At 70.8% G+C, this 24,268-nt stretch carries 23 protein-coding genes; 14 read left to right on the top strand and 9 right to left on the bottom strand.

The features are described 5' to 3' along the window. Window positions 1–140: 140 nt before the first annotated feature. From ACFQ6S_RS24750 to ACFQ6S_RS24725, 6 genes are all read left to right on the top strand, one after another. Window positions 141–1,442: an RNA-guided endonuclease InsQ/TnpB family protein gene (locus tag ACFQ6S_RS24750; protein ID WP_383413673.1), complete on the top strand. Its 1,302-nt coding sequence runs from the start codon at window positions 141–143 to the stop codon at window positions 1,440–1,442. Window positions 1,443–1,547: 105 nt separating this feature from the next. Next, window positions 1,548–2,009, top strand: coding sequence for a hypothetical protein (locus ACFQ6S_RS24745; protein ID WP_383413671.1), 462 nt, complete (start codon window positions 1,548–1,550; stop codon window positions 2,007–2,009). A 74-nt stretch (window positions 2,010–2,083) separates the two neighbouring features. Next, window positions 2,084–2,245, top strand: coding sequence for a hypothetical protein (locus ACFQ6S_RS24740; RefSeq protein ID WP_383413668.1), 162 nt, complete (start codon window positions 2,084–2,086; stop codon window positions 2,243–2,245). Between the two features lie 155 nt (window positions 2,246–2,400). After that, window positions 2,401–3,510, top strand: coding sequence for an ADP-ribosylglycohydrolase family protein (locus ACFQ6S_RS24735; RefSeq protein ID WP_383413665.1), 1,110 nt, complete (start codon window positions 2,401–2,403; stop codon window positions 3,508–3,510). A 55-nt stretch (window positions 3,511–3,565) separates the two neighbouring features. After that, on the top strand, window positions 3,566–4,243 hold the full coding sequence (locus ACFQ6S_RS24730; RefSeq protein WP_383413662.1) for an RNA polymerase sigma factor: 678 nt from the start codon (window positions 3,566–3,568) through the stop codon (window positions 4,241–4,243). After that, window positions 4,240–5,121 carry a CU044_5270 family protein gene (locus ACFQ6S_RS24725; RefSeq protein WP_383413660.1) on the top strand — a complete coding sequence of 294 codons (882 nt, stop codon included), beginning with the start codon at window positions 4,240–4,242 and terminating at the stop codon, window positions 5,119–5,121. Before ACFQ6S_RS24730 ends, ACFQ6S_RS24725 begins: the two co-directional genes overlap by 4 nt. Window positions 5,122–5,186: 65 nt before the next feature. Here ACFQ6S_RS24725 and ACFQ6S_RS24720 read toward each other — a convergent pair whose 3' ends face one another. Continuing rightward, entirely contained in the window at window positions 5,187–6,761 is a 1,575-nt protein-coding gene (locus ACFQ6S_RS24720; RefSeq protein WP_383413657.1) for a sodium:solute symporter family protein, read from the bottom strand. A 125-nt stretch (window positions 6,762–6,886) separates the two neighbouring features. Continuing rightward, the gene (locus ACFQ6S_RS24715) at window positions 6,887–7,672 is read right to left on the bottom strand and encodes an SDR family oxidoreductase (RefSeq protein WP_383413654.1); all 786 of its coding nucleotides are present in this window, start codon (window positions 7,670–7,672) and stop codon (window positions 6,887–6,889) included. 75 nt (window positions 7,673–7,747) lie between these two features. Between ACFQ6S_RS24715 and ACFQ6S_RS24710 the strand changes: the two genes are divergently transcribed. Next, entirely contained in the window at window positions 7,748–8,587 is an 840-nt protein-coding gene (locus ACFQ6S_RS24710; protein WP_383413651.1) for a hypothetical protein, read from the top strand. 122 nt (window positions 8,588–8,709) lie between these two features. On the opposite strand, the gene ACFQ6S_RS24705 is transcribed toward ACFQ6S_RS24710, so the two are convergent. The 3 genes from ACFQ6S_RS24705 to ACFQ6S_RS24695 all read right to left on the bottom strand — a co-directional run bounded on the left by ACFQ6S_RS24705 (window position 8,710) and on the right by ACFQ6S_RS24695 (window position 11,078). Beyond that, on the bottom strand, window positions 8,710–8,901 hold the full coding sequence (locus ACFQ6S_RS24705) for a DUF397 domain-containing protein (RefSeq protein WP_383413648.1): 192 nt from the start codon (window positions 8,899–8,901) through the stop codon (window positions 8,710–8,712). 234 nt (window positions 8,902–9,135) lie between these two features. Continuing rightward, window positions 9,136–9,993 (bottom strand): helix-turn-helix domain-containing protein, encoded by an 858-nt coding sequence (locus ACFQ6S_RS24700; protein WP_383413646.1) that lies wholly within the window; start codon window positions 9,991–9,993, stop codon window positions 9,136–9,138. A gap of 329 nt (window positions 9,994–10,322) precedes the next feature. After that, window positions 10,323–11,078, bottom strand: a complete 756-nt coding sequence (locus ACFQ6S_RS24695) for a GPP34 family phosphoprotein (protein ID WP_383413644.1) — start codon at window positions 11,076–11,078, stop codon at window positions 10,323–10,325. Window positions 11,079–11,315: 237 nt separating this feature from the next. On the opposite strand from ACFQ6S_RS24695, the gene ACFQ6S_RS24690 reads away from it, so the two are divergent. Together ACFQ6S_RS24690 and ACFQ6S_RS24685 are read left to right on the top strand one after the other, a co-directional pair. Continuing rightward, window positions 11,316–13,841, top strand: coding sequence for a D-alanyl-D-alanine carboxypeptidase (locus ACFQ6S_RS24690; RefSeq protein WP_383414532.1), 2,526 nt, complete (start codon window positions 11,316–11,318; stop codon window positions 13,839–13,841). A 196-nt stretch (window positions 13,842–14,037) separates the two neighbouring features. Beyond that, entirely contained in the window at window positions 14,038–15,900 is a 1,863-nt protein-coding gene (locus ACFQ6S_RS24685) for an MFS transporter (protein ID WP_383413641.1), read from the top strand. A gap of 37 nt (window positions 15,901–15,937) precedes the next feature. On the opposite strand, the gene ACFQ6S_RS24680 is transcribed toward ACFQ6S_RS24685, so the two are convergent. The 3 genes from ACFQ6S_RS24680 to ACFQ6S_RS24670 form a co-directional block, all read right to left on the bottom strand. Continuing rightward, complete coding sequence (locus ACFQ6S_RS24680) at window positions 15,938–16,807, bottom strand: MerR family transcriptional regulator (RefSeq protein WP_383413639.1); 870 nt, start codon at window positions 16,805–16,807, stop codon at window positions 15,938–15,940. A 67-nt stretch (window positions 16,808–16,874) separates the two neighbouring features. Next, window positions 16,875–17,378, bottom strand: coding sequence for a glutathione peroxidase (locus ACFQ6S_RS24675; RefSeq protein WP_383413636.1), 504 nt, complete (start codon window positions 17,376–17,378; stop codon window positions 16,875–16,877). 10 nt (window positions 17,379–17,388) lie between these two features. Then, complete coding sequence (locus ACFQ6S_RS24670; protein WP_383413633.1) at window positions 17,389–18,372, bottom strand: ArsR family transcriptional regulator; 984 nt, start codon at window positions 18,370–18,372, stop codon at window positions 17,389–17,391. Between the two features lie 92 nt (window positions 18,373–18,464). On the opposite strand from ACFQ6S_RS24670, the gene ACFQ6S_RS24665 reads away from it, so the two are divergent. The 4 genes from ACFQ6S_RS24665 (at window position 18,465) to ACFQ6S_RS24650 (ending at window position 22,616) form a co-directional block, all read left to right on the top strand. Continuing rightward, the gene (locus ACFQ6S_RS24665) at window positions 18,465–19,664 is read left to right on the top strand and encodes an MFS transporter (RefSeq protein ID WP_383413630.1); all 1,200 of its coding nucleotides are present in this window, start codon (window positions 18,465–18,467) and stop codon (window positions 19,662–19,664) included. Between the two features lie 108 nt (window positions 19,665–19,772). Continuing rightward, a complete protein-coding gene (locus tag ACFQ6S_RS24660) occupies window positions 19,773–21,092 on the top strand; it encodes a histidine kinase (protein ID WP_383413628.1) in 1,320 nt (439 codons plus the stop codon). Continuing rightward, entirely contained in the window at window positions 21,056–21,700 is a 645-nt protein-coding gene (locus ACFQ6S_RS24655) for a LuxR C-terminal-related transcriptional regulator (protein ID WP_383413625.1), read from the top strand. Before ACFQ6S_RS24660 ends, ACFQ6S_RS24655 begins: the two co-directional genes overlap by 37 nt. Window positions 21,701–21,833: 133 nt before the next feature. Then, window positions 21,834–22,616, top strand: a complete 783-nt coding sequence (locus ACFQ6S_RS24650; RefSeq protein ID WP_383413623.1) for an SAM-dependent methyltransferase — start codon at window positions 21,834–21,836, stop codon at window positions 22,614–22,616. Between the two features lie 48 nt (window positions 22,617–22,664). On the opposite strand, the gene ACFQ6S_RS24645 is transcribed toward ACFQ6S_RS24650, so the two are convergent. Continuing rightward, window positions 22,665–23,222: a CGNR zinc finger domain-containing protein gene (locus tag ACFQ6S_RS24645; RefSeq protein WP_383413620.1), complete on the bottom strand. Its 558-nt coding sequence runs from the start codon at window positions 23,220–23,222 to the stop codon at window positions 22,665–22,667. A gap of 113 nt (window positions 23,223–23,335) precedes the next feature. Between ACFQ6S_RS24645 and ACFQ6S_RS24640 the strand changes: the two genes are divergently transcribed. Continuing rightward, a complete protein-coding gene (locus ACFQ6S_RS24640) occupies window positions 23,336–24,208 on the top strand; it encodes an alpha/beta fold hydrolase (RefSeq protein WP_383413617.1) in 873 nt (290 codons plus the stop codon). Window positions 24,209–24,268 lie beyond the last annotated feature (60 nt).

Below are 24,268 nucleotides of genomic sequence, written 5' to 3'. Positions count from 1 at the left end.
TTCAGGGCCCGGGGTGAATGCCCGTTCCCGGGCCCGGTGGGCGGGGGCGTCCTGGAAGGAAAGAGCGTGCCGGTCACTCTCAGGGGTGATGTTGGTCGAAGTCGTGCGCGGGAGGGGAACGGGGTGTCTAGGTTCGTGGCATGTCACGTTTCCGGATGTATCCGTCGCGCGCGCAGGCCGAGCAGATGCTTACGCACTGCGCGCACGCCCGGTACGTCTGGAACCTCGCTGTCGAGCAGCACGCGCACTGGCGCCGGTGGCGCACGTCGGCGCCCGGTTTCGCGGAGCAGTGCCGTCAGCTCACCGAGGCCCGGCGGGAGAACGAGTGGCTGGGTTCGGGGAACGCGGACGTGCAGCAGCAGGCCTTGAAGGACTTCGCCAAGGCCAAGAACGCCAGGTTCACGTCCGGGTTCGGTGAGCCGGCCTGGCGCAGGAAGCACGTGCACGAGGGCTTCCGGGTCATCGGCACCGACCGTGTACCGGAGTACCACGCGGACGGGTCGCCGAAGCTGAACGCGAAGACCGGCAGGCAGGTCATGGGCCGCTCGGTGGTGGTGCAGAGGCTCAACCGGCGGTGGGCTCAGGTCAGGGTGCCCGGCTGCGGCTGGGTCCGCTTCCGCCTCAGCGCCCAGGGCAAAGGTGCGAAGCTGCCCGATGCCAAGACGTTCCGGGTCACCTTCCGCAACAGGCAGTGGCACATCGCGTTCGCTGTCATCCCCGATCCGGTCGAGGGGCCGGGCACGGGCGAGGTCATCGGCGTCGACCGGGGCGTCACGATCACCGCTGCCCTCTGCGACGGACGGAAGCTGAACTGTCCCCAGCTCACCACCCGTGAGCGGGCACAGATCCGCAAGCACCAGCGGCGGGCTGCTCGCGCCCCCAAGGGCAGCAGGGCCAAGGCCGCCGAGTACGCGAAGGCTGCCAGGCTCAAGGCGCGGGAGGCGAACCGGCGTAAGGACTGGTGCGAGAAGACCAGCACCATGCTCGCCAGCTGCTATGACCTGGTCCGGTTCGAGAAGCTCAACATCAAGACGATGACCCGCTCCGCGAAGGGAACCGTGGAGCGGCCCGGCCAGAACGTGGCGCAGAAGTCCGGCCTGAACCGGTCGATCCTGGCCCAGGGCTGGGGCCTGCTCCGGCAGCGCACCGGGCACAAAGCCCCCGGCCGGGTCGAAGACGTTCCCGCCCCCTACACGTCTCTGCGGTGCAGTGCCTGTGGTTGGATCGACAAGAACTCGCGCAAGAGCCAAGCCGAGTTCGTCTGTTCCTCCTGCGGCTTCACCTGCAACGCCGACACCAACGCCAGTATCAACATCGCGGCAGGACAGGGCGGGATCCCCCGCCCCCGGCGGACAGCCGGTGCCGGAGGGACGACACCGCCCAACCCGCGGTCGAGCGGCCGTGAACCTCAGCCCGAATGGGTTGGAATCCCCCTCTTTTAAGAGGGGGAGGATGTCAACGACGAGACCATCTCCTCGCCATGCTTCTTCCCGGCGGTCTCGCGCCAACTGGCTCGCACCAAGGAGCGTCTTCAATCGGGCCGAGTCGTGAGCCGGACGATCTCGTACAACAAGCCGGGTCGCGCGGCGGTCCGAGCGGTCACGGAGCCGGCGTCACGCCCGGCACCACCGCCAGGCCGGGAGGCGCCTCGCACCGCCGCCGATCTCCTCGCCGGTCTGCGTGCCCACGACTCCCGGCTGCTGCTGGCCGAACGGGACGTGCACCGCTTGGCGCCGGCGGTCTCCGCCTGGCTGGAGAGAGGCGTCCCGCCCACCGTCGTACAGCGAACCCTGACGAACGGCCTGCCGAAGGCCCCGATCCAGCATCCGGCGGCCTTCCTGGCCCACCGCCTCGAAGCGCTCCTCCCACCACCTCTCCCGACCCCGGCCCGCGGTCCGACCTTCATCCCCCCGGCCCCACTCCAGACCTGCGACGGCTGCGACCGCGCCTTCCGCGCCCCGGAACCAGGCCGATGCCGCGACTGCCGTATGTCCTTCACGGCGGCGTAGGTGAACTCTCCAGCCGGCGGCCCGTACGGACCGCTGACCCCCATGCCCGAGCTGACCCCGGACGCGCTGCGGGCTTGAGTCTCGCCCCGCTGCGAGCCTTCGTGCTCCCCCAGAGGGCGCACCCCCACCTGGGCCGTGTTCAGCGCGTCGTGGACGCGGGGGAACAGGACCCGGCGGAGACCATCGCCGAGATCCGAGCGATCCGGGAGGCCGCCGAGGCAGAGGCTCGGCTGTGACGGACCGGGCATCGTCTCCGGGAAGGGCGAAAACTGACCACTTGAGCCCACTTCGGTCACACCTCGCATACCGATCCGCCCCCTGAACCGAACGTCCCCGGTCGAATACAGTGGCGAACTGTCGTGCGGACGGTCGCTGCAAAGGGGAGGTCTTGGTGGGTGCGATGGCCGGCGCCGTCTGGGGCCGTACCGAGCAGCAGGACTTCCGGAGCCGGGTGCGGGGGACGCTGCTCGGTGTGGCCGTCGGGGACGCCCTCGGGGCCCCCGTCGACGGGCTCGGGCTGGAGGAGATCCAGGAGCAGTACGGTGCCGAGGGCGTCGTCGACCTGGGGTACGGGCGGCGCGGTGCCGTGAGTCATCTCACCCAGCTCACCCTCTTCTCCGTGGACGGGCTGATAAGAGCCCAGGTCAGACGGGACACCGGTGCCTGGCATCCGCCGACCGACGTGCACCGCGCATATCTGCGCTGGGCCGCCACACAGCGCGACTGGGGTCCCGACGAGCGCCGTAAGGACGACGGGTGGCTGGCCCGCGAGGAGTGGCTGTACGCCCGCCGGGATCCGACCCGCGCGCTCCTGATCGGCCTCGGCGACGAGACCATGGGCACGCTGGAGGCACCGAAGAACTCCACCGAGCTGGGGCCCGAGGCCGTCGCCCGTTCCGCGCCCTTCGGGCTGCTCGTCGGCTGGGAGCCGCAGCTCGTCGTGCAGCTCGCCGTGGAGTGCGCGACCCAGACCCACGGCCACCCCATCGCCTACCTGTCGGCGGGCGCGTACGCCGTGATCGTGCACGGTCTGGCCTGCGGGGAGAGCCTCGACGGCGCCGTGCAGCGGGCGCTCGCGCTGCTCGCCCTGCGGCCCGGGCACGAGCCCGTCTCGGACGCGTTGCAGCACGCGCTGGGCGCCGTACGGCAGGGCATGCCCACCCCGGCCCGGGTGGAGGAGCTCGCGGCCGACGGCTCGGCGGACGGGCTGCTCGCGGCCTCCGTGTACTGCGCCCTGGTCGGCGAGGACGTCCGTCACGGCCTCTGCCTCGCCGTGAACCACGACGGCCCCTCCGCCGCCGCGGCCGCCCTCACCGGCGGTCTGCTGGGTGCCCTGCACGGAGAGACGGCCCTGCCCCCGGCCTGGTTGGCCGAACTGGAGGGCCGCCCCACCCTCCTCGAACTCGCCGACGACTTCGCCATGGAGATGACCCAGGGCCCGGCCCTGCACGGCCCGGCCGCGTCCTCCCCGGGATGGCTGGCCCGCTACCCGCGAGCCTGACGTCAATGTGGGCGGCGTCACAGGGACGCCCGTCGACGGCCGGACAGGGGGAGATGTGGAACATTCCCTGCGCGCCCGGATACGGGCCGGCGACCCGGACGCCTTCGCCGAACTCTTCGCCGCCCACGCCCAGGCCCTGTACGGCCATGCCGCCCGCATGACGGCCGATCACGGCGCCGCGGAGGACGTGGTGTCCCTGACTCTTCTGGAGGCGTGGCGCCTGCGGGACCGACTCAGACCCGACGACCCCGCGGAGGCGCACGGCGGCGACGGTCTGCGCCCCTGGCTGTACGGCATCGCCACCAACGTCCTGCGCAACACCCGCCGCACCGCTCGCCGCCACCGGGCCGCCCTCGCCCGGCTCCCCGAGCGTCGCGCGGACCTGGAGACGGTGCCCGACTTCGCCGACGAGCTGGTCGGCCGGATGGCGGACGGCGAACGGCTCGCCGCCGCCCGCGCCGCCCTCGAACGGCTGCGCAGGCCCGAGCGGGAGGTGTTCGCCCTGTGTGTCTGGTCCGGCCTGAGCTACGCGGCCGCAGCCGAGGCGCTCGGCGTCACTCCCGCCTCCGTGCGATCCCGCCTCGCCCGCGCCCGCCAGAAACTGCGCCGGCTGGCCGAGGAGGAACTCGCGAAAGAGAAGAAGGCCCATGAACCGGGACGAGGTTCCAGCACCGGACAGGTAACGGGCGGCCGCACCACCGCGGCCCGGTCGACACGGGAGAACCACCGATGAACCCCGCAGAGCGCGAAGAACTGGCCAGGCTGCTGCCGAGCCCGGGTGAAGCGGTCCTGTCGAGCGACCGCCGGAATCTCCTGCAGGAGCATCTGATGCGCGAGCTCACCACGGATCCCACCACCAGCCGCAGGTCCGGCAGCCGGCGTCGTTTCGCCGCCATCGCCGTCCCTCTCGCCACCGCCGCGGCCGTCACGGCCACCGTCCTGCTCGGCGGCTCCGGCACCCCCGCCCCTGACCAGCAGGCCGTCGACCTGCTGAACCGCATTGCCGAGGTCGCCGCAGCCCAGCCCGCGACGCCTGTGCGCGACGACCAGTACGTCTACGTCGCCAGCCGGCACACCGAGGACGTGGAGGGGTACGTCAGCTCGCTGCGGCGGGACGAATGGCAGCCCGTCGATGGCAAGCGGTCCGGACTCGCCCGGATCAAGATCCTCCCCGGCTCGAACAACCCGTACCTCCACGACGGCGACATGAAGCTGGGCCGCGACCCGAACGTCACCTCTTACCGGGAGCTCCAGGCACTGCCGACCGACCCGGAGAAGCTGTACCGGAAGATCTGGGACGACACCGAGGGGGAGGGCTCGCACGAGGAGGCCGCGCTGGAGGAGATCGGCGCGATGCTGCCGTCGGCGCCCCTGCTTCCGGAGCTGAACGCCGCCCTCTACCGCGCCGCCGCGAAGATCCCCGGCGTCTCGGTGGTCCGCAACGCCGAGGACGTCACCGGGCGCGAGGGGGTCGGCCTCACGTTCAAGGACCGCGACGACCAGGACACCTGGGTCTTCGACCGGAAGTCCCTGAAGTTCCTCGGCACCGACGAGCAGGCGCTTCTGGGTGTCGGTATCGCCGACAGGATCGGTGAGGTGCCGAAGGACTGACGGGAAGCGCGTCACCGTCGCCCGGGAGGGGTTCCCGGGCGACGGTGTCCGCGAGCGACCCGGGCTCAGTCCTTCACACGCGTCCCCACCGCGTCCTCCACCGGACCGGCCGGCGCCGGCACCGCGGCCGCCGCGGCCCCGTCGTCGTCCGTGTTGATGCTTTCCACGACCGCGAGCCGCTCCGGGGTGTCCTCCGGCTTGATGAAGCCGATGAGGATGTACAGGACCAGCGAGACCGCCAGCGGGATCGAGACCTGGTACTGCAGCGGCACGCCGCCCTCGATGCTCCAGCTGATGGGGTAGTTGACCAGCCAGAAGGCGAGCAGCCCCATCGACCAGCTGACCAGCGCGGCCGTCGGGCCGGAGCGGCGGAACGGCCGCAGCAGACCCAGCATCATCGGGATGGCGATCGGGCCCATGAGACCGGCGACCCACTTGATCACGACGGTGATGATGTCCTTGAAGGCGGGGGAGTTGACCTGCGTCGCCACCGCCATCGACAGCCCGAGGAAGACGACCGTCGTCACCCGGGCCGCGATCAGGCCGGACCGCTCGCCCCAGGCCCGCGCCTGCTTCGACAGCACCGGCGCCACGTCCCGGGTGAACACGGCCGCGATCGCGTTGGCGTCGGAGGAGCACATGGCCATCGTGTGCGAGAAGAAGCCGACGATGACGAGGCCCAACAGGCCGTGCGGCAGGAGCTGTTCGGTCATCAGGGCGTAGGAGTCGGAGCCGTCGCCCTTCTGCGACTGGACCAGCAGCGGCGACATCCACATCGGGAAGAACAGCACCACGGGCCAGACCAGCCAGAGCACCGCCGACAGCCGTGCCGAGCGCTCCGCCTCCCGAGGGGTGGCCGTGGCCATGTACCGCTGGGCCTGGTTGAGCATGCCGCCGTTGTACTCGAAGAGCTTGATGAAGAGGAACGCGAGCAGGAAGACGGTCCCGTACGGCCCGACCAACGGCTCACCGTGGCCCTGCAGCTCCGGCTCGTCCCAGGCGCCGAGGAACCCGATGTTCTTGTCGTTCAGCTTCATGATGACGGCCACGAACATCGCGATGCCGGCCAGCAACTGGATGACGAACTGGCCGAGTTCGGTGAGGGCGTCCGCCCACAGTCCGCCGATGGTGCAGTAGACGGCGGTGATGCAACCGGTGATGAGGATGCCCTGGTTCAGCGACACACCCGTGAACACCGACAGCAGCGTCGCGATCGCGGCCCACTTCGCGCCCACGTCCACGATCTTCAGCAGCATGCCGGACCAGGCCAGCGCCTGCTGGGTCTTCAGGTCGTAGCGGTTCTTCAGATACTCCAGCGGGGAGGCCACATGGAGCCGTGAGCGCAGCCGGTTGATGCGCGGCGCGAACAGCTTCGACCCGATGGCGATGCCGAGCGCGATGGGGAAGGACCAGGTGATGAATGAGGTGACGCCGTAGGTGTAGGCGATGCCCGCGTACCCCGTGAACATCACCGCGCTGTATCCGGACATGTGATGCGAGATCCCGGACAGCCACCACGGCATCTTGCCGCCCGCGGTGAAGAAGTCACTGACGTTGTCCACCCGCTTGTGCGACCAGACGCCGATCGCCACCATCACGCCGAAGTAGCCGATGAGCACGGCCCAGTCGAGACCGTTCATGTGCGCCCTCCCAGGGTTCGCCCGGCGCTCATCGTGGGCGCTGTCGCGTGAGCACGACAAGTCAGCGTAAGGTCAAGGGGAGGTAAAAGTGTTCGGAATGAGGGTCCGAGTTCATCTATGTGAACTCATCGCATCAGCTCCCCGGCGTTGACCAGCAACGACTGTCCCGTGATCGACCTTGCCCTGTCCGACGTCAGGAACACCGCCGCATCCGCCACGTCCCCGTCCGTGGCCAGCTCGGGCAGCGCCATCCGCTCCGTCAGCCGCTCCAGCACGTCCTTCTCCGGCACGCCCTCGCTCTGCGCGGCGAACTGGACGTACGCCTGCACCGGCGGCCCCCACATCCAGCCCGGCAGCACGGTGTTGACCCGGATCCGATGCGGGCCGAGCTCCCGGGCCAGCGAGTACATCGCGCTCGTCAGCGCCCCCTTCGACGCCGCGTACGCCGCCTGCCGCACCTGTGAAGGGGCCGCGACCGAGGACTGCGTCCCGATGAAGACGACCGAGCCCCCGCACTCCTTGAGCGCCGGCAGACACGCCCGCGTCATCCGCAGCGACCCCAGCAGGTTCACATCGATCACCGACTGCCAGGTGGCGAAGTCGGCGTCCTCCAGGCCGCCGAAGTGGCTGTCCAGGGCGGCCACATGGACCACCGCGTCGATCCGCCCGAACCGCTCCCGCGCGAGCGCCGCCAGCGCCTCGCACTGTCCCTCGTCGGTGATGTCCGTCGCCCGGTACGCCGTGTGCGCCCCGTCCGGATCGATCTCGGCCGCGCTCTTGGCGAGGTTGGCCTCCGTGCGCGCCCCGAGCGCCGCGTTCCCGCCGTCGCGCACGACCGCGGCGGCGACCTGATGACCGAGCCCGGCACCGACTCCCGATACGACGACGGTCTTGCCTGCGAGCAGTGACATTCCGCTGCCTCCCGACTCTGGCGCAATATCTGACGGAGCGTCAGAGTATGGGCGAGCCGAGAAAAGGGGAACCGCATGAGCGAGGACACCCGCAGCGAGGTGTACGCCGAACTGGCGGCCGTCGGCCCGTACGGAGTCCGCCCGGGACACGCCCTGATCACCATGGTCGAACCGCATCCGGGGCATGAGTACGCCTACAACCGCTGGTACGAGGACGACCACTACTACGCCGGTGCGATGGCGATGCCGTGGATGTACGCGGGGAGGCGCTGGGTGGCGACCCGTGACCTCCAACTCCTGCGCTACCCGGAGAAGTCGGCGATAGCCCAGCCGGTCACCGCCGGCTGCTACATCTCCACGTACTGGATCACCGCCGGCCGCTACGACGACCACATGCGCTGGACGGTGGGCATCAACAAGCGCCTCAACCGCGACGCCCGCGTCTACCAGGACCGCACGCACGTCTTCACGGCCTTCCAGGACCACGAGGCGACGGTGTACCGCGACGGCGCGGCGGGCCCCCGCGACTTCCACGCCCTGGACCACCCCTACGCGGGCCTGGTGGTCGAGGTCGTCGACGCCGACTCACCCGAACAGCGCGACGAGTTGCAGGAGTGGCTGCGCGCCCGCCACCTCCCGAGGCGCCTGGCGGGCTCCCCGGCCGCGATGGTGACGCTCTTCCGGCCGACGCCCCTGCCCCTCGACCGCATGTCCTACGTGAAGCAGGTCGAGGGCGTCGACACCCGTCTGACGCTGCTGTGGTTCCTGGAGGAGGATCCGAGGGGGTGCTGGGAGGAGCACTTCACCGACCTGGACACGGCGGTCGGCGAGTCGGGGCTGGGGCGGGTGGAGCTGGTGGCGCCGTTCGTCCCGACGGTGCCGGGGACGGACCGGTACGTCACCGAGTTGCGCTGAACGCGGGCACAGCCGAGCCCCCTCGGCAAGGACGGCGGGCTGGTCGAGAGGGCTCCCTGTGATGCTTGTGCAGTTGTTGATCTCGAGGTCGGTTGAGGGTGAGGATCAGACAGACCCGCCCCTTACGCCTTCACCGACGCCACGAAGGTGTTCCACGCCCCCGCGGGGAACGCCAGGATCGGGCCCTCGGGAACCTTGGAGTCCCGCACCGCCATGGCCGCCGTAATCGGTGACTTGACCTCGACGCACGCGCCGTTTCCTGTGGAGTACGAGGACTTGGTCCACGTGTCCGTGGAACCCTGACGAATTGCCATGTTTGCTCCGAATTGCCAGATGTTGAGTTGCTGTCATCGCCCCGCGCGTCCGGACCGGACCGCGCAGGACGATTCACGCCAACCTGTCTTGCTGGATGGCGTGATCGACGCTACTCGCCAACATCGGCTGACGAAGCGACTATTCACTCGGGTGGGTGGCATATTCCATTGGAGTCTTCCATCTCGGCCGGGCGACGGTGTACCGTACGGCGCTTGCCCGGTCGGGAGGTGCGCTCAGCGCGCGTACTCCTTCGCGATGTCCGCGATGAACTGGCGTGACTGCTCCACGTTCAGGGCCTGCGCCCGCAGGTGCTCGTACATCACGCTGTACTTCTGGACGTCGTTGGCCTTCTCCAGGTACAGGTCGCTGGTGACGCCCTCGATGTAGACGACGCTGGAGTCGGCCGCGTCCGGGAACTCGAGGATCGCGTACTGGCCGTTGAGGCCCGGGTGCGCACCCATGTCGAAGGGGATCACCTGCACGGTGACGTGCGGCAGCTGGGACTGCTCGACGAGCTGTTCCAGCTGATCGCGCATGAGGGAGCGGTTGCCGACGACCCGGCGCAGGGCGGCCTCGTCCAGGACGGTCCACAGCCGCAGCGGGTTCTCCGCGGTGGAGATTCGTTCCTGTCGGCGCATGCGCACCTGGACGCGTTTCTCGATCTCGGCCGACGCCGTCTCGGGCAGCGCCCCGGCGATCAGGGCCTCCGCGTACTGCTTGGTCTGCAACAGCCCCGGGACGACCTGCGGGTCGTACACCCGCAGGCTCGCCGCGTCCGTCTCCAGCCCGATGTAGACGCTGTAGGGGATGTCGCCGAAGGAGTGCCACCATCCTTGCTGTCGCGAATCCTTGGCCATCTGCATCAGGGAGTCGACGATCCGGTGGTCCTCCACCTCATAGACCCCGCACAGATCCCGGACGTCGCGCTGGCTGATGCTGCGCCGGCCGTTCTCCAGCCGGCTGATCTTCGACTGCGACACCAGCAGCCGTTCGGCCACTTCCTCGGCCGTCATGCCCTTGAGCTCGCGGAGCCGGCGCAACTCCTGGCCCAGCCGGCGTCGCCTGACGGTGGGATTGACATTGGACGCCACGGGACGTGCACCTCCGGCTGCGTGCCTGTGATTGCCACTTTGCGTATCTGCTGTTGAGCAGACTGCCACCAAGGTGCTTACTACCGCTGGGAAACGGTGGATATGCGCTGGATACACGCCAGTTCGGCGACTCGCCCGGCACATGCGGCCGCGCGGGGCGACGGGACCGGTGTCGTCGTCCGGACGTACGGTCCCGTCGCCCCGCGCGGACCGGCGGCTCCCGTACCGGGTCTTGGCGACACTGCGGTGCGGCGCTGCACGTGGCGTGCGATGGAGCGGGTGAAGCGTATGGAGCGTGTTGTTCGGGCGGTGCGTCGTGGGACTGCGGCTCAGTGGGCCACGACACGCGCCATGGATCCGCGGCGCGGCTGCACCGGAACGCCACGGGCGGGTTCCGCTGCGGGCCTGCCTCCCGGAGCGGCCTGACGGCCGGCCGGGGCCGGGGCGCGGCGTGGCTGGGCAGCCGCGCCGTTCTGGACGTCCATCACGGCGTGCGCGACGAGACCGCCCATGGGGTCGTGTCTGATCAGGTCCCGCAGCCGGGACCTCGAGGACCTGCCCTCGTTGCCCGGATACAGGTGCTTGCCGAGGCCGACCGCGTGGGCCAGGGCGGCGAGCGCCGCGGTCCGTGGGTCCGGCGGTACACCGGTACGGATCGCGGAATCCAGCCGGGCCCTGATCTCCCGGCTGATGGCGTTGTCCGTCGCCTGATAGCGAGTCGTCGGCAACACCCCGCACATCTGACCGGCCACGGCATGCACCATGCCGCACCGCTCCAGATGCGATAGGTACGTCTGGCGCAACCCCAGCCGGGGCCCGCCGATCCAGTGGACGGCACGAACGGGAGCGCCACGCCTTCGCAGCAACTCCAACGCGCAATCCAGTGTTGGATCTCCAGTCGGCCGTGGGGCCACCACGGCGATACGATCCCCGTCTGGGGCTATCCGTCCGGCCAGCGCCAGCTCCACTAGCTGTGCTCCGGCCAGACCGAGGTCGAGCGACTGCGGCTGTGCAGTGGTACCCGTGGTCGGGTCCAATGCCAGCAGCAGAAGCTCCTCCGGAATTGTTCTGCGGCTCCTGCCCATCCATGCCTCCCCGCGTGGATGAAAGACAGGGTGACCCCTCTCACATTCATCTGTCGAGGGTGCGTGACCGGTTCGTAAGGGAACCGGTAGGTATGTCGTTCTCGTCTACCGCATCGGTTGAGGCCCGCGCACAGGACACTGGTACATGGTTCGGACAGCGGCACGGGGGTCGTACGGACACGGGGTCCGGGCGACGGCTCACGGTTCGGCAGACGCACGGAGGCCGTGCGGCGGCACATGGAGGAGGCATCGGTGGCGGGCGAGTCCCCCGACAGGTCGAAGCAGCGCGAGTCGTCGGCAGAACCGACGTCGGGGAGCGCGAATCCGGTTCCCGAATCCGAGAACGAGCGGCGTGACCCACGCCTGGCGGTGGCCCGCGAAAGCTCCGCGGTGGACACGACGACGAAGGTCCTGTCCCGACGCGAACTGGACGCGGTGCGGGCGGAGCTGAAGAGCACCGCGGACGCAGACGCGGACGCAGACGCGGAGGCCGAGTCCGAGTCCGAGGACGCGGACGACTCGGGCGACGATCGCCTGAAGGCGGCTGTGGCGGCCTGGGTGGCCTCCACGGACACCGAGGAGGCCGGGGATGCCGAGCCCGACGCCGACGAGGCCGAGCCCACGGAACCCGACACGGACGAGCCCACCGACGCCGCTCCGGAGGACCCGCGCGCCGATTCGGCCGGTACGGATGCAGGCGAAGCCGTCGAGGCCGCTCCGGAGGACCCGCGCGCCGATTCGGCCGGTACGGACGCGGGCGAAGCCGTCGAGGCCGCTCCGGAGGACCCGCGCGCCGAAACGGCCGGTACGGACGCAGGCGAAGCCGTCGACGCCGTCCCGGAGGACCCGCGCGCCGAAACGGCCGGTACGGACGCGGGCGAAGCCGCCGAGGCCTCCGACGCCGACGCGACCGATGCCGCCGAGCCCGGCACGGACGACGAGGGCGAGGGCGCCGACACCGGCGAAGCCGCTGACGCGGCCGAGGAAGCCGCTGCTCCCGCCGACGGCGAAGCTGCCGCCCCGGCCGACGCACCCGCACCCGCCGACGGCGAGGACGCCCCACAGGGGCCACCCGCATCCGACGACGAGAGCCGCACGGGTGGTGCGGGTGGGAACAAAAAGGCCGAAGGCGAAGCCGAGGCCGTCGATCAGCCGACCGCAGTCTTCAAGGCCGTACGCCCCACGAAGCCACACGTCGACCAGCCCACCACCATGCTGAAGGCCCCCAAGCCCGAAGCCCCCGAGTCCGCCGAGACCCCCGCCGAACGCACCAGCAAGTTCGTCGCCCTCAAGCCGGACATCCACCAAGACACCCCGAACACGCCGGGCACCTCGAACACCCCGGGCACCTCGAACACCCCGGGCACCTCGAACACCCCGGGCATCCCGAAGCCCGCGGAATCCCCGAAGGGCCCCGCTCCGGACGTAACCGCCGCCGTCCCCCAGATCGGCCCCGAGCGCACCACCCAGCAGCCCCTCCCGCCCAGGCCTCCGCTCGACCTGCTCGCCGAGCTGACCAACACGCCCCCGCCCCCGGACACCCCGGTCCGCACGGCCATCCGCCGGGTCAAGATCTGGACGCCCCTCGTCATCCTGCTCGCGATCGTCTTCGCGGTCGTGCAGTCCGTACGTCCGCTCCCGGCCCCCACCCTCGACCTCACCGCCAAGGACAGCTACACCTTCGAGGGCGGCAAGATCGACATCCCGTGGCCCGCCGACGGCCAGGCCGCGCTGGACGTCGACGGCATCGGCAGCTTCGGCTCCTCGGGCGACCAGAAGCCCGTCCCGATCGCGAGCGTCGCCAAGGTCATGACCGCGTACCTCGTTCTGCGCGACCGCCCCCTCAAGAGCGGCGACGAGGGCCCGAAGATCAAGATCGACCAGCTCGCCGAGGACCAGTCGAACGCGGGTCAGGAGTCGACCGTCGACGTCACCGCCGGCGACGAGATCACCCAGCGCGAGGCGCTGGAGAGCATCCTGATCGCATCCGCGAACAACGTGGCCCGTCTGCTGGCCCGTTGGGACGCCGGCTCGGAGAAGTCGTTCGTGGCGAAGATGAACGCCGCCGCCGAGGATCTCGGCATGACGAACACGACGTACACCGACCCCTCCGGCCTGAACGACACCACCGTCAGCACGGCCGTGGACCAGGTGAAGCTGGCCAAGGCGGCGATGAAGTTCCCCGCCTTCCGTGAGGTCGCCGCCATGATGTCGTACGACGACTACAAGGGGACGAACCACTCCAACTGGAACCAGCTGGTCGGCAAGAACGACGTCGTCGGCATCAAGACCGGCACCACCACCTCCGCCCTCGGCAACCTCGTCTTCGCCGCGAAGAAGGAGATCGGCGGCGAGACCCGCACCATCGTCGGCGCCGTCGTCCGCCAGCCCGCCGGCGGCCCGGAGAACACCATCCTGAGCGCCGCGCTGGACGGCGGCGACCAGCTCATCCGCGCCGCGCAGGACGCCCTGCAGTCGGCGACGATCCTGAAGAAGGGCGATGTCGTCGGATACGTCGACGACGGTCTCGGCGGCCGCACCGCGGTCGTGGCCACCAAGGACGTCAAGGCGGTCGGCTGGTCGGGCCTGAAGGTGAAGCTGACCTTCGCGCCCGACGAGGTGCCGCACACCGCGAAGGCCGGCACCCAGGTGGGCACGCTCACCGTGGGTGACGGCAGCAGCGGCGCCGTCAAGGTTCCGGTCGCCCTCCAGACGGATCTGACCGAGCCGGGCTTCACGGACAAGCTGACCCGTATCGCCTGACTCGCGGGCATCCGAAGGGACCCTCGCGCAGCCCGCCGACGGCGCTCGTCGGCGGGCTGCGTGCTAGCGTCACGAAACGGGCAGGTCGTCGCTCGCAAGGCGCGACCGGAGAACCTTCAGGGTCTGGGCCGGCAACACGCGGGAAACGGGACGCGGCCAGAACAGAAGACGGGACAGCACGGGGAGTGCCTCAGACGTGGCCACTGCGGAGCCGACACGCGCCGACGACGCCGATCCGGGACGGGGAGCCGGTCCGCGAATACGCGTACCCGCGCCACGCACGGGTGAGGGCCAAAGCAGTACGGAGGACAGACCGCCGTCGCGGCTGACCGCTGCCGTAGGCACCCTGCGTGAGCGTCTGCTGCGTCGCCCGGTGCTGTCGATCACGGCTCTGGCCGGGCTCCTGCACATCATCTGGTTCTTCACGTTCGCGAACAGCGGAGGCGATCTCGCGGCCCAGGACGCCTGGGCGGAGTTCGTCGGCCGGCACCCGGACTCGGCCTACAACCTGGCCTGGTACGGCGGTATGCACCCGGTGTCGTACAGCGTGGTGTCGCCGTATCTGATGTCGGTCCTCGGTGTCCGTACGACGATGATGATCGCGGGGACCATCTCCGCGGGCCTGCTGACGCTGGTCCTGCTGCGCAGCCGGTCGGTGCGCAATCCGCTGTGGGCCGCGTTCGCCGGGGTCTGCGGGCTGATCGCCAACGCGATCTCCGGGCGGGTCACCTTCGGTCTGGGCACGATGTTCGCGCTGGGCGCGGTCGCCGTCGTGTTCTGCTGGCCGTACCGCTGGCGCTACAAGCGCTGGGCGAAGGCGCTGTGCGCGGCGCCGCTGGCCGCGCTCGCCACCATGTCGTCACCGGTCGCGGGGCTGTTCGTGGGCTTCGTGGCGGTCGCGCTGTTCCTCCAGAAGCGACGGCCGGGGGCCTGGGCGCTGGGGCTCGCCCCGGCGGCCGTGGTCGCGGTGTCGGCGTGGCTGTTCCCCTTCTCGGGCACCCAGCCGATGGTGATCGGATCGGTGCTCCTGCCGCTGCTGTGCGCCGTCGTCACCTTCGTGATCGTGCCCGAGGACTGGAAGACGGTCCGGCTGGTGTCGGCGGTCTACGGCCTCTCGGTCGTCCTCGTCTGGGTGGTCAGCTCGCAGATCGGCTCCAACATCACGCGCCTGGCGATGCTGTTCGCCGGGACGGCCCTGGTGGCCGCGCTGCCGTACACGGTGCCCCGCTCGCGCAAGTGGTACGCGGGCGTACTGGCCCTGCTCACCTTCGTCGGCTGGATCGGCTACAAGACGGTCGACGACATCATTCATGCCGCCCCGGCCGCTTCCTGGGCACGCGAGCTGGCGCCGCTCGTCAACGAACTCCAGGAGGTCGGCGCCGAGAAGGGCCGGGTCGAGGTGGTCCCGGCCCGCTCCCACCGTGAGGCCTCCGCCCTCGCGCCGTATGTGAACCTGGCCCGCGGCTGGAACCGCCAGGCCGACATGGAGCGCAATCCCCTCTTCTACGACGACACCCTCAACTCCGCGAACTACCGCGAGTGGCTCCAGCGCTGGGCCGTGCACTTCGTGGTCCTGCCCAAGGACGAGCCGGACGCCTCGGGGGCGGAGCGTGAGCGGGAGCTGGTGCAGCGTGGCATGCCGTATCTGAAGCAGGTGTGGGGCGACGCCAACTGGCAGCTGTTCCGGGTGACCGCCCCGGCGCCGCTCGCCGAGCCGAACGCCGTCGTCGAGCGGGCCGAGCAGGGCGAGATGACGATGCGGGTGAGCAAGCCCGGCCGCGTCCTCATCCGGATCCCGTACTCGCCCTGGCTGAGCATCGTCGACGCCGACGGCAAGAAGCTCGACCCGCCGCAGGAGACGGCGCAGTCCAAGGACCGCCCCGACGGTGAGCCGAAGTCGTACGAGAACGTCAACGGCTGCCTGACGGAGACGGAGGAGGACGCCCTCGGCGACAAGTGGACGCTGCTGGTGGCGCCGAAGGCGGGGACGTACCGGCTGGCGGCGCCGTACACGCTGTCGCGCGGGACGCCCTGCCCGGAGGAGCTGCGCCAGGGGTGAGCCCCGGCGCGGCCCGCCCCGGTCACCTCATCTCACGTCACCGCACCGGGAACGCGATGTCGCACACCGGGTCCTCGGCCCCGGCCGCCTCCCAGTCCGCGAAGTAGATCTCCCGGCACGGTCCCGCCTGCTGAAGGCCCTCGCGGGCGATCCACTCCTCCACCGCCTCGAAGGCGGCCAGGATCTGCGGGTGGGCCACCTGCGCCTTGGTGATGCGGGTGTAGGCGAAGCGCCGGCCGGGCTCGACCCGCACCTTCGTCTCCCAGGTACGGCCGTGCCGCTCGACCCATGCGCGCGCCGCCGCCTCGTCGGCGACCGGCACACAGGACTCGGCAGGACCGTCGCTCTCCATCGACACCTCGGCGTGGTAGACGACGAACGGCGGTGCCGTGATGCCGCCGCACTCCCGGGCCGCCGCCTCCAGCCGGCCCAGCGACGCCCCGATCCACGCCGGCAGCTCGCCCGCCAGCACATGGCGGGCCTCGCCGATCACCACCTGCTCGGGCACGTCCACCGTTTCGACCACGAACTTCCCGTACATCTCGGAGCTCCTCCCCGACAGTCGTCCACGGAGGTACTCGGCGAGCGTCCGCTGCCCCGCCACCCGCGCCTCGACGTCCGCCCAGTACGCCCCGAGCCGGCCGGCGGCCGTGCCCCCGTCCGGGGCCTCGACGACCTCGGCGATCCGGGCGAGCGGCATGTCCAGCTGGCGCAGCAGCGCCACCAGGCGGGCGCGCTCGACCTGATCGGCGCGGTAGTAGCGGTAGCCGCTGGCCTCGTCGACGTGCGCGGGAGCCAGCAGCCCCAGGCGGTCGTACAGCCGCAGGGCCTTGGCCGAGAGCCTGGCCCGCGCGGCGAACGCGCCGATGGTGAGCAGTTCGTCGTCCACGGCCTCATCCTCCGTCACCGGGCGGTTCGTTCCGCCCGGTGCGAAGAACGCTCAGCCCTGCCCCAGGGGCAAGGTCAACACCCGGCTACGCCAGCTGGGCCTCGACGGCCGCCACGAGCTCCGCGGCATCCGGCTCGGTCTGCGGCGAGAAGCGGGCGACGACCGCGCCGTCGCGGCCGATGAGGAACTTCTCGAAGTTCCAGCGGATGTCCCCGGTGTGTCCCTCGGCGTCGGCGAACCCGGCCAGACGGTCGTAGAGGATGTGCCGGCCCTCGCCGTTCACCTCGACCTTCTCGGTCATCGGGAAGGTCACGCCATAGGTCGCCGAGCAGAACTCCGCGATCTCCTCGGCACTGCCGGGCTCCTGTCCCATGAACTGGTTGCAGGGCACGCCGAGCACGGTGAAGCCGCGGTCCGCGTACTGCTCCTGCAGCTTCTCCAGGCCCGTGTACTGCGGGGTCAGGCCGCACTTGGAGGCCACGTTCACGACGAGGACCGCCTTGCCGGCGTACTGGGCGAGGTCGGCGGGGCCGCCCTGGAGGGTGTTGATCTCGACGGCGAGGGGGGAGTTGCTGTCAGTGGTCGTCATGAAACGGATGCTAACTCCGCAAGGTGTCGGGCCGGCGCTGGGCCTCCACGAGGAGGTCCCCCGCCGCCGTCCGCGAGTACAGCACCGACCGCCCCGCCCGGCGCCGCTCCACCAGCCCCGCGTCCAGCAGCACCCGCAGATGGCGCCCCACCGAGCCGAGCCCCTGCCCGGTCACGGCGACCAGCTGGGTCGTGCTGAGCGGGGAACCGAGGAGGACGAGCACCTCGGCGCGGGCCTGCCCCAGCAGGGCGCCGAGGCTCGCGGGCACCGCCTGTGAGCCGGGGTCCGTGAGGGCGCCCGCGCAGGGGTAGACCAGGGCGTACCGTCCGGGGTCCTCCCAGGAGACCCAGCCGCCCTTCGGCGTCACCGGCACCAGGAGCAGCTCGGCGCCGGCGATCTCGCGGGGCGGGTACTCGTGCAGATTCACCTGGAGCCGGTTGCCGCCGAGCCAGCGGGTGCGGCCCGGCCGCAGCGAGTCCAGTACGGCCGCCCAGCCTCCCCGGCCCGCCAGTGCGGTCCGGGCGACCACATCGGCCTCCAGGACGCGCCGGCGCCGGTCCCAGTCCGGGCGTACGGCCTCGGCCCAGATGTGTTCGAGGAGCGCGGCGGCGCGGTCGGGCAGGTCGTCCCGGTCCAGTACGGCGGGGAGGGGGCGGGCGAGCGAGACGGTGAGGTGGGCGCGGGCCTCGGCGGGGGCCGCCGCGCGTACCCGGGCCACGCCCTCCTCGAAGGTCTCCCCGTCCCTCGGGGTCGGGGTGAGGAAGTCCGCGATCCAGTCACGGCCGAGGCCGGCCCGCACCAGCCGTGCGGTGACGGGGTCGGCGGCCAGGCGGGCGCGGTAGGCGGGCAGATGGGCGTCCAGCCAGGCCCGTTCGCCGGGGTGGGTGGCGGCGCCGGAGTGCAGGAGTTTCAGCGCGGCGAACGTCTCGGCGAGCGGGGAGAGGACGAAGCGGCTCGCGGCGAGAGTGTCGGCGTTGATCTGCCACCAGCCCATCGGCCGTCACCGCCCTTCGCTGCTCCACGACGCACCTTTCGCTTCTCCGCGAAACAATAACGACCGTTTTCCGGTCCCCGCAGAATCCGCGCATGCGCAGCTACCAACAGCTCTTCCGCACACCGGAGTTCACCCCCCTCTTCCTCGCCTCCGCCCTGCAGACGGCCGCCTCTACCGTCGGCGGTCTGGCCATCGGCACGCTGGTGTACGCGGCGACCGAGTCACCGCTGCTGGCGGCGGTGAGCATGTTCTGCCCGCAGCTGGCGCAGGTGGTGGGCGCGACGACCCTGCTCTCGGCGTCCGACCGCCTGGCACCGCGAGCGGCACTCACCGGCATCGCGCTGTCCTACGCCGTGGGCACGGCGGCGATGGCGACGCCGGGCACATCGATCTGGGCGCTGTTCGCCCTGATCCTGCTGCTGGGCCTGGTCGCCTCGCTGGGCGGCGGCGTCCGGTGGGGGCTGCTGAACGAGATCCTGACCAAGGACGGCTATCTGCTGGGCCGGTCGGTCTTCAACATGATGAGCGGGATCATGCAGATCACCGGGTACGCGGCCGGTGGCGTACTGGTGGCGGTGCTGTCCCCGCGCCCGGCGCTGCTGCTCGCGGCCGGGCTGTACGCCGTCGCGGCCCTCTGCCTCCGTCTCGGCCTCACCCCCCGCGTGCCGCGCGCCTCGGGCCGCCCGTCGGTCTCGGCGACCTGGCGCACCAACGCCCTGCTGTGGTCCTCCCGGCCCCGCCGTCACCTCTTCCTCGCCCTGTGGATTCCCAACGGTCTGGTGGTCGGCTGCGAGTCCCTGTACGTGTCGTACGCGCCTGAGGCCGCGGGCACGCTGTTCGCGTGTGCGGCGTTCGGCATGTTCGTCGGTGACATCACCGTCGGCCGGTTCCTTCCCCAGGCGCTGCGGGCCCGGCTCGGCGTTCCACTGCTGTTGCTCCTGGCCACGCCCTATCTGCTGTTCTTCCTGCGTCCGGGGCTGCCGGTGGCGGCCGTCGCCGTGGCCGTCGCGTCGGTCGGCTTCGGGGCGAGCCTGGTGCAGCAGGAGCGGCTGATGGCCGTCACGCCCGACGAACTCAGCGGTCACGCCCTGGGGTTGCACTCCGCCGGCATGCTCACCATGCAGGGCGTGAGCGCCTCGCTGGCCGGAGCGATGGCCCAACTGACCTCCCCGGCCACGGGGATGACGGTGATGGCGGTCGCGTCGATCGCGGTGACGCTGGCACTGGTGGCGGCGCGCCGTCGGCACGCCGAGGTGGGCGGGCCGGTCGCGGTTGCGGTCGACCGGGGCTGACAAGAGGGGAGTTTTTCCCACCGCGGCAGCACCCCGGCGCTCGCGACAATGGGGGCCACGGGCGCTTCGGCCCACGCACCGCACAGGCAACAGAGAGGAGCGAGTCGTATGGACCGCACGACGCAGCTCGGGGGGAACCGCCCGCCGGAGGAGATCAGCGGATTCTCGGTCGCGGCAGGGCTGGTGGGACTGCGGCGGGCGATGACCCTGTGCTGGATGTCCACGGCCGCCTTCGGCCGGTCCCTGGCGGTCTCCGGCGCGATCTGGCTGGTCGGACCCGGCCTCGGTGTGGTGCCGCGCGCCATGGAGGGCGTACGCGATCTGGCCGCCCGCCGGCGCGAACTGGCGCTGCGCTGGTCGGGCGTGGAGATACCAGGTCCGCCCGGTCCGCCGCCGCCGGTGCCCGAGGGCGCTTCCGGGGTGGCCGCCCGCTACCGGTGGATCATGAGCGACCCGCAGACCCGGCGGGAGTGGGTCTGGGTGCTCGTCGACCCGCTGGCCGGCGCGTTCTTCGCGTTCCTCCCGCTCGCCCTCATCCTCAGCGGCGTCTGGGGCGTCTTCCTCGCCTTCTTCGGTGTCCCGCTGTCCGCCGAGTGGGACGGACTCTGGTACCAGTTCATCCCGATCGAGGGCCGGGCCACCGCCGTGCTCGCCGGTGTCCTCGGCGCCCTCCAGCTCCCGCTGGCCCTGTGGTCGGCGCCGCGCGCCGTACGCCGGCACGCCCTGTACACGCGCTCCATGCTCGCCCCGAGCGAGAGCGAGATGATGGCCGGCCGCATCCAGCACCTGACCGCCACCCGCTCCGACGCCGTCGACACACAGATGGCCGAGATCCGCCGTATCGAGCGCGACCTGCACGACGGAGCCCAGGCCCGTCTGGTGGCGATGGGCATGACCCTGGACGCCGCCGAACACCTCCTGGAGAGCAACCCGGAGGCCGTGCGCGCCCTGCTGATCGAGGCGCGCGAGTCCTCCTCCAAGGCGCTGGAGGAACTGCGCGACCTGGTCCGCGGCATCCACCCGCCGGTCCTCGCCGACCGTGGACTCACCGATGCCGTACGGGCGTTGGCCATGGTCTGCCCGGTCCCCACCGAGGTCCGGGCCGACCTCCCGGGCCGCCCCCGGACACCGGTCGAATCGGCGGCCTACTTCGCGGTCTCGGAGATCCTCACCAACGTCGCCAAGCACTCCGGAGCCGACCGGGCCTGGATCGACATCCATTACGATCCCGGGATGCTGCGCATCACCGTCACGGACGACGGCCACGGCGGCGCGGACGCCTCGCGGGGCACCGGTCTGCGGGGCATCGAGCGCCGCCTCGCCACCTTCGACGGGGTGCTGGCCGTGAACAGCCCCGTGAACGGACCGACCATGGTGACGATGGAGCTTCCGTGCGTATTGCCCTCGCCGAAGACCACTTCCTCCTGAGGGACGGGCTCATCCGCCTGCTCGGCGCTCACGGCCACGAGATCGTCGCCGCCGTGGACGACGGTAGGGAACTGCTGGACGCGCTCATCAGGGAGCAGCCGGACGTCGCGGTCGTCGACGTCCGGCTGCCGCCGACGTTCACCGACGAGGGGCTGCGCGCGGTGCTGGCGGCCCGCGAACAGCTGCCGGACCTGCCGGTGCTGCTCCTCTCCCAGTACGTCGAGCCGCTCTACGCACGGGAGTTGCTGGCCGGCGGCGGCCGGGGTGTCGGCTATCTGCTGAAGGACCGGGTCACCAACGGCCGCCAGTTCCTGGACTCCATCCGCCGGGTGGCCGAGGGCGGCACCGCGATGGACCCCGAGGTGATCGCCAAGCTCCTGGTCCGCAAGGAACGCGACGAGGCCGTGGGCAGCCTGTCCGGACGCGAGCGCGAGGTCCTGGAGTGGGTGGCGCAGGGGCGTTCCAACGCCGGTATCGCACAAGGGCTGTTCATCTCGGAGAAGGCCGTCGCCAAGCACATCGGCAACATCTTCACCAAGCTGGGCCTGTTGCAGGGGGACGCCGACAACCGGCGGGTGCTGGCGGTGCTGGCGTATCTGGACCAGTGACGACCCCCGCAGGAGATGGCCAGAACCTCACCGTGCGTGAGGCATATCTGAGTCAACTACCGTGCACACAGGGGGAGTTGACCTAGGTTGGTTGCTGCTTTGACCACTGGCAACGCTCAGCAGGAGGCCCGCCGTGCCCGACGACCCCACCGAGCCCCACTCGGCCCGCTTCTGGAACTACTTCGTCGGCGGCGAGGACCACTACGAGATCGACCGGCGGATCGGCGACGAGATCAAGGAGATCTTCCCGGGCCTGGTCGACGTGGCCGTCACCAGCCGCCTGTTCCTGGGCCGCGCGGTACGCCACCTGGCCGGTGAGGTGGGCATACGGCAGTTCCTGGACGTCGGCACCGGCCTGCCCACCGCCGACAACACCCACCAGGTCGCCCAGCGCGTGGCCGCCGACGCCCGGATCGTCTACGTCGACAACGACCCCGTCGTCCTGGCGCACGCGAACGCCCTGCTCACCAGCACCCCCCAGGGCAGGACCGCCTACCTGGAGGCTGACCTGTACGAACCCGAGGCTGTCCTGGAGGCCGCCGCGGCCACGCTCGACCTCTCCCGTCCGGTCGCCCTGATGATCCTCAACACCCTCGGCCATGTCGCCGACCACGACGAGGCCCGCGACCTGGTACGCCGCCTGCTGGCCGGCCTCCCCGCGGGCAGCCACCTGGTGATCAGCGACAGCACGGCCACCAGCGAGGGCATGATCGCGGCGTCGGAGGCGTACAACGCGAGCGGCGCCGTGCCCTACCACGTTCGCAGCATCGGCGAGATCGCCGCCTTCTTCGACGACCTCGACCTGGTGGATCCGGGCATCGTGCAGGTGCCCGAGTGGCGCCCCGACACCCACGGCCCGACCGATCCGGCGACGGCGGCGGTGGACGCGTATTGCGGGGTGGGGTGCAAGGTCTGACGGCGGGGGATCTTGCGCAGGCCGCCTCGCCCCTTCGCCCGCTGCCCGCTACCCGATCTTGTGGCGCCGATAGTGGCGGGCGACCCGCATCCGGTTGCCGCAGCGGGCGGCCGAGCACCAGCGGCGGCGCGGGTTGGCGGGCAGGAAGAGCATCACGCAGTCGTCGGCCTCGCACTTGCGGATCTTTTCCACCCCCGGATCGGCCAGCAGCTCGGCGGCCGCCTCCGCGAGCCCGGCGGCCAGCCGCAGACCGGGTGAGCCCGAGCGCCGCCGCGTCACGGCCACGGCCGTCCCGTCCCACACCAGCTCGCTGATCGCCGGCGCGGCACGCTGCGCCTCGTTGAGCGCCTCGATGTCCTCGGCCGGGGGCCGCTCGCCCCTGCGCACGTGGTCGAGAGCGCGCGCGGTGTGCTCCCGTACGGCTAGCACCGCGCCCAGATCCGCGGCGGTGACCTCCCGCGGCACCTCGCCCGGGATCCGCGCCGCCTCCAGAACCCACCAGGCCCGCAGGCCGTCCGGCGTGGTGAGCAGGTCACCGGTGGTCGGGTGGGTGTTGACCAGGTCCAGCGCCAGGGGCTCGCCGGTCAGCGGTGCGGGATCAGTCATGCGGCCAATGGTACAGGGGGCTAATGGTTCAGTGAGGGGTTGACATGTTAGTCGCCGACGGAGCACCATCTAATGCATAAGAGGTCACGCGAGGAATTAGAAAGAGGTAGGTCATGCTCACCGCACCCACTCCCACCCTCCACCGCCACCTCGACGTCGACGGCGTCCGCGTCTTCTACCGGGAGTCCGTCCCCGACCGGGCCGACGCGCCCGTACTGCTGCTCCTGCACGGCTTCCCGTCCGGCTCCCACCAGTTCCGCGGCCTCATCGACGCACTCGGCTCGCAGTACCGGCTGATCGCCCCCGACCACGCCGGCTTCGGCCACACCCAGGCCCCCGACGGCTTCACGTACACGTTCGACCGGCTCGCCGACATCACCGAGGGCTTCGTCAAGGGCCTGGGCCTGGACCGGTTCGTGATGTACGTCTTCGACTTCGGCGCCCCCATCGGCCTGCGCGTCGCCGAGCGCCACCCGGAGTGGATCGCGGGGCTGGTCGTCCAGAACGGCAACGCCTACGAGGAGGGCCTCTCGGAGATGGCCCTCGGCCTGATCGGCCTCACCTCCGAGACCCCCGGCGCCGACGACACCATCGCCGGCGTCCTCACCCTTGCCGGCACCCGCAGCCAGTACGAGACCGGCGTCCCCGAGACCGACCTGATCGCCCCGGACGGCTGGACCCTCGACCAGCACTTCCTGGACCAGCCGGGCCGCAAGGAGGCCCAGCGCTCACTGATCCTCGACTACCGCTCCAACTTCGCGCGCTACGCCGACTGGCAGGAGTGGCTGCGCCGCCACACCCCGCCCACCCTGATCACCTGGGGCCGCCACGACCCCTTCTTCACCGAGCCCGGCGCCCGCGCCTACCTGCGCGACCTGCCGGACGCCGAACTCCACCTCCTCGACACCGGCCACTTCGCCCTCGACACCCATCTGCCGGAGATCGCCCCGCTGATCGCCGACTTCCTCGACCGCGCCTGGAAGTAGCCGGACCTGCGCGCTCTGCACCAAGAGTGGGAAAATCGATACGAACCTCTGAGGCGCGAG

The sequence above is a fragment of the Streptomyces sp. NPDC056479 genome, from assembly GCF_042795335.1.
Taxonomy (GTDB): Bacteria; Actinomycetota; Actinomycetes; order Streptomycetales; family Streptomycetaceae; genus Streptomyces.
This window is presented reverse-complemented; position numbering and strand designations above follow the sequence as displayed.

What these genes read in the sequence shown, in the direction of transcription:
- ACFQ6S_RS24710 (WP_383413651.1), top strand. Translation starts at nt 7,748, where the DNA reads ATGAGCGAGGACACCCGCAGCGAGGTGTACGCCGAACTGGCGGCCGTC.
- ACFQ6S_RS24675 (WP_383413636.1), bottom strand. Translation starts at nt 17,378, where the DNA reads ATGACGACCACTGACAGCAACTCCCCCCTCGCCGTCGAGATCAACACC.
- ACFQ6S_RS24720 (WP_383413657.1), bottom strand. Translation starts at nt 6,761, where the DNA reads ATGAACGGTCTCGACTGGGCCGTGCTCATCGGCTACTTCGGCGTGATG.
- ACFQ6S_RS24665 (WP_383413630.1), top strand. Translation starts at nt 18,465, where the DNA reads ATGCGCAGCTACCAACAGCTCTTCCGCACACCGGAGTTCACCCCCCTC.
- ACFQ6S_RS24725 (WP_383413660.1), top strand. Translation starts at nt 4,240, where the DNA reads ATGAACCCCGCAGAGCGCGAAGAACTGGCCAGGCTGCTGCCGAGCCCG.
- ACFQ6S_RS24690 (WP_383414532.1), top strand. Translation starts at nt 11,316, where the DNA reads ATGGAGGAGGCATCGGTGGCGGGCGAGTCCCCCGACAGGTCGAAGCAG.
- ACFQ6S_RS24645 (WP_383413620.1), bottom strand. Translation starts at nt 23,222, where the DNA reads ATGACTGATCCCGCACCGCTGACCGGCGAGCCCCTGGCGCTGGACCTG.
- ACFQ6S_RS24660 (WP_383413628.1), top strand. Translation starts at nt 19,773, where the DNA reads ATGGACCGCACGACGCAGCTCGGGGGGAACCGCCCGCCGGAGGAGATC.
- ACFQ6S_RS24640 (WP_383413617.1), top strand. Translation starts at nt 23,336, where the DNA reads ATGCTCACCGCACCCACTCCCACCCTCCACCGCCACCTCGACGTCGAC.
- ACFQ6S_RS24695 (WP_383413644.1), bottom strand. Translation starts at nt 11,078, where the DNA reads ATGGGCAGGAGCCGCAGAACAATTCCGGAGGAGCTTCTGCTGCTGGCA.
- ACFQ6S_RS24705 (WP_383413648.1), bottom strand. Translation starts at nt 8,901, where the DNA reads ATGGCAATTCGTCAGGGTTCCACGGACACGTGGACCAAGTCCTCGTAC.
- ACFQ6S_RS24670 (WP_383413633.1), bottom strand. Translation starts at nt 18,372, where the DNA reads ATGGGCTGGTGGCAGATCAACGCCGACACTCTCGCCGCGAGCCGCTTC.
- ACFQ6S_RS24750 (WP_383413673.1), top strand. Translation starts at nt 141, where the DNA reads ATGTCACGTTTCCGGATGTATCCGTCGCGCGCGCAGGCCGAGCAGATG.
- ACFQ6S_RS24715 (WP_383413654.1), bottom strand. Translation starts at nt 7,672, where the DNA reads ATGTCACTGCTCGCAGGCAAGACCGTCGTCGTATCGGGAGTCGGTGCC.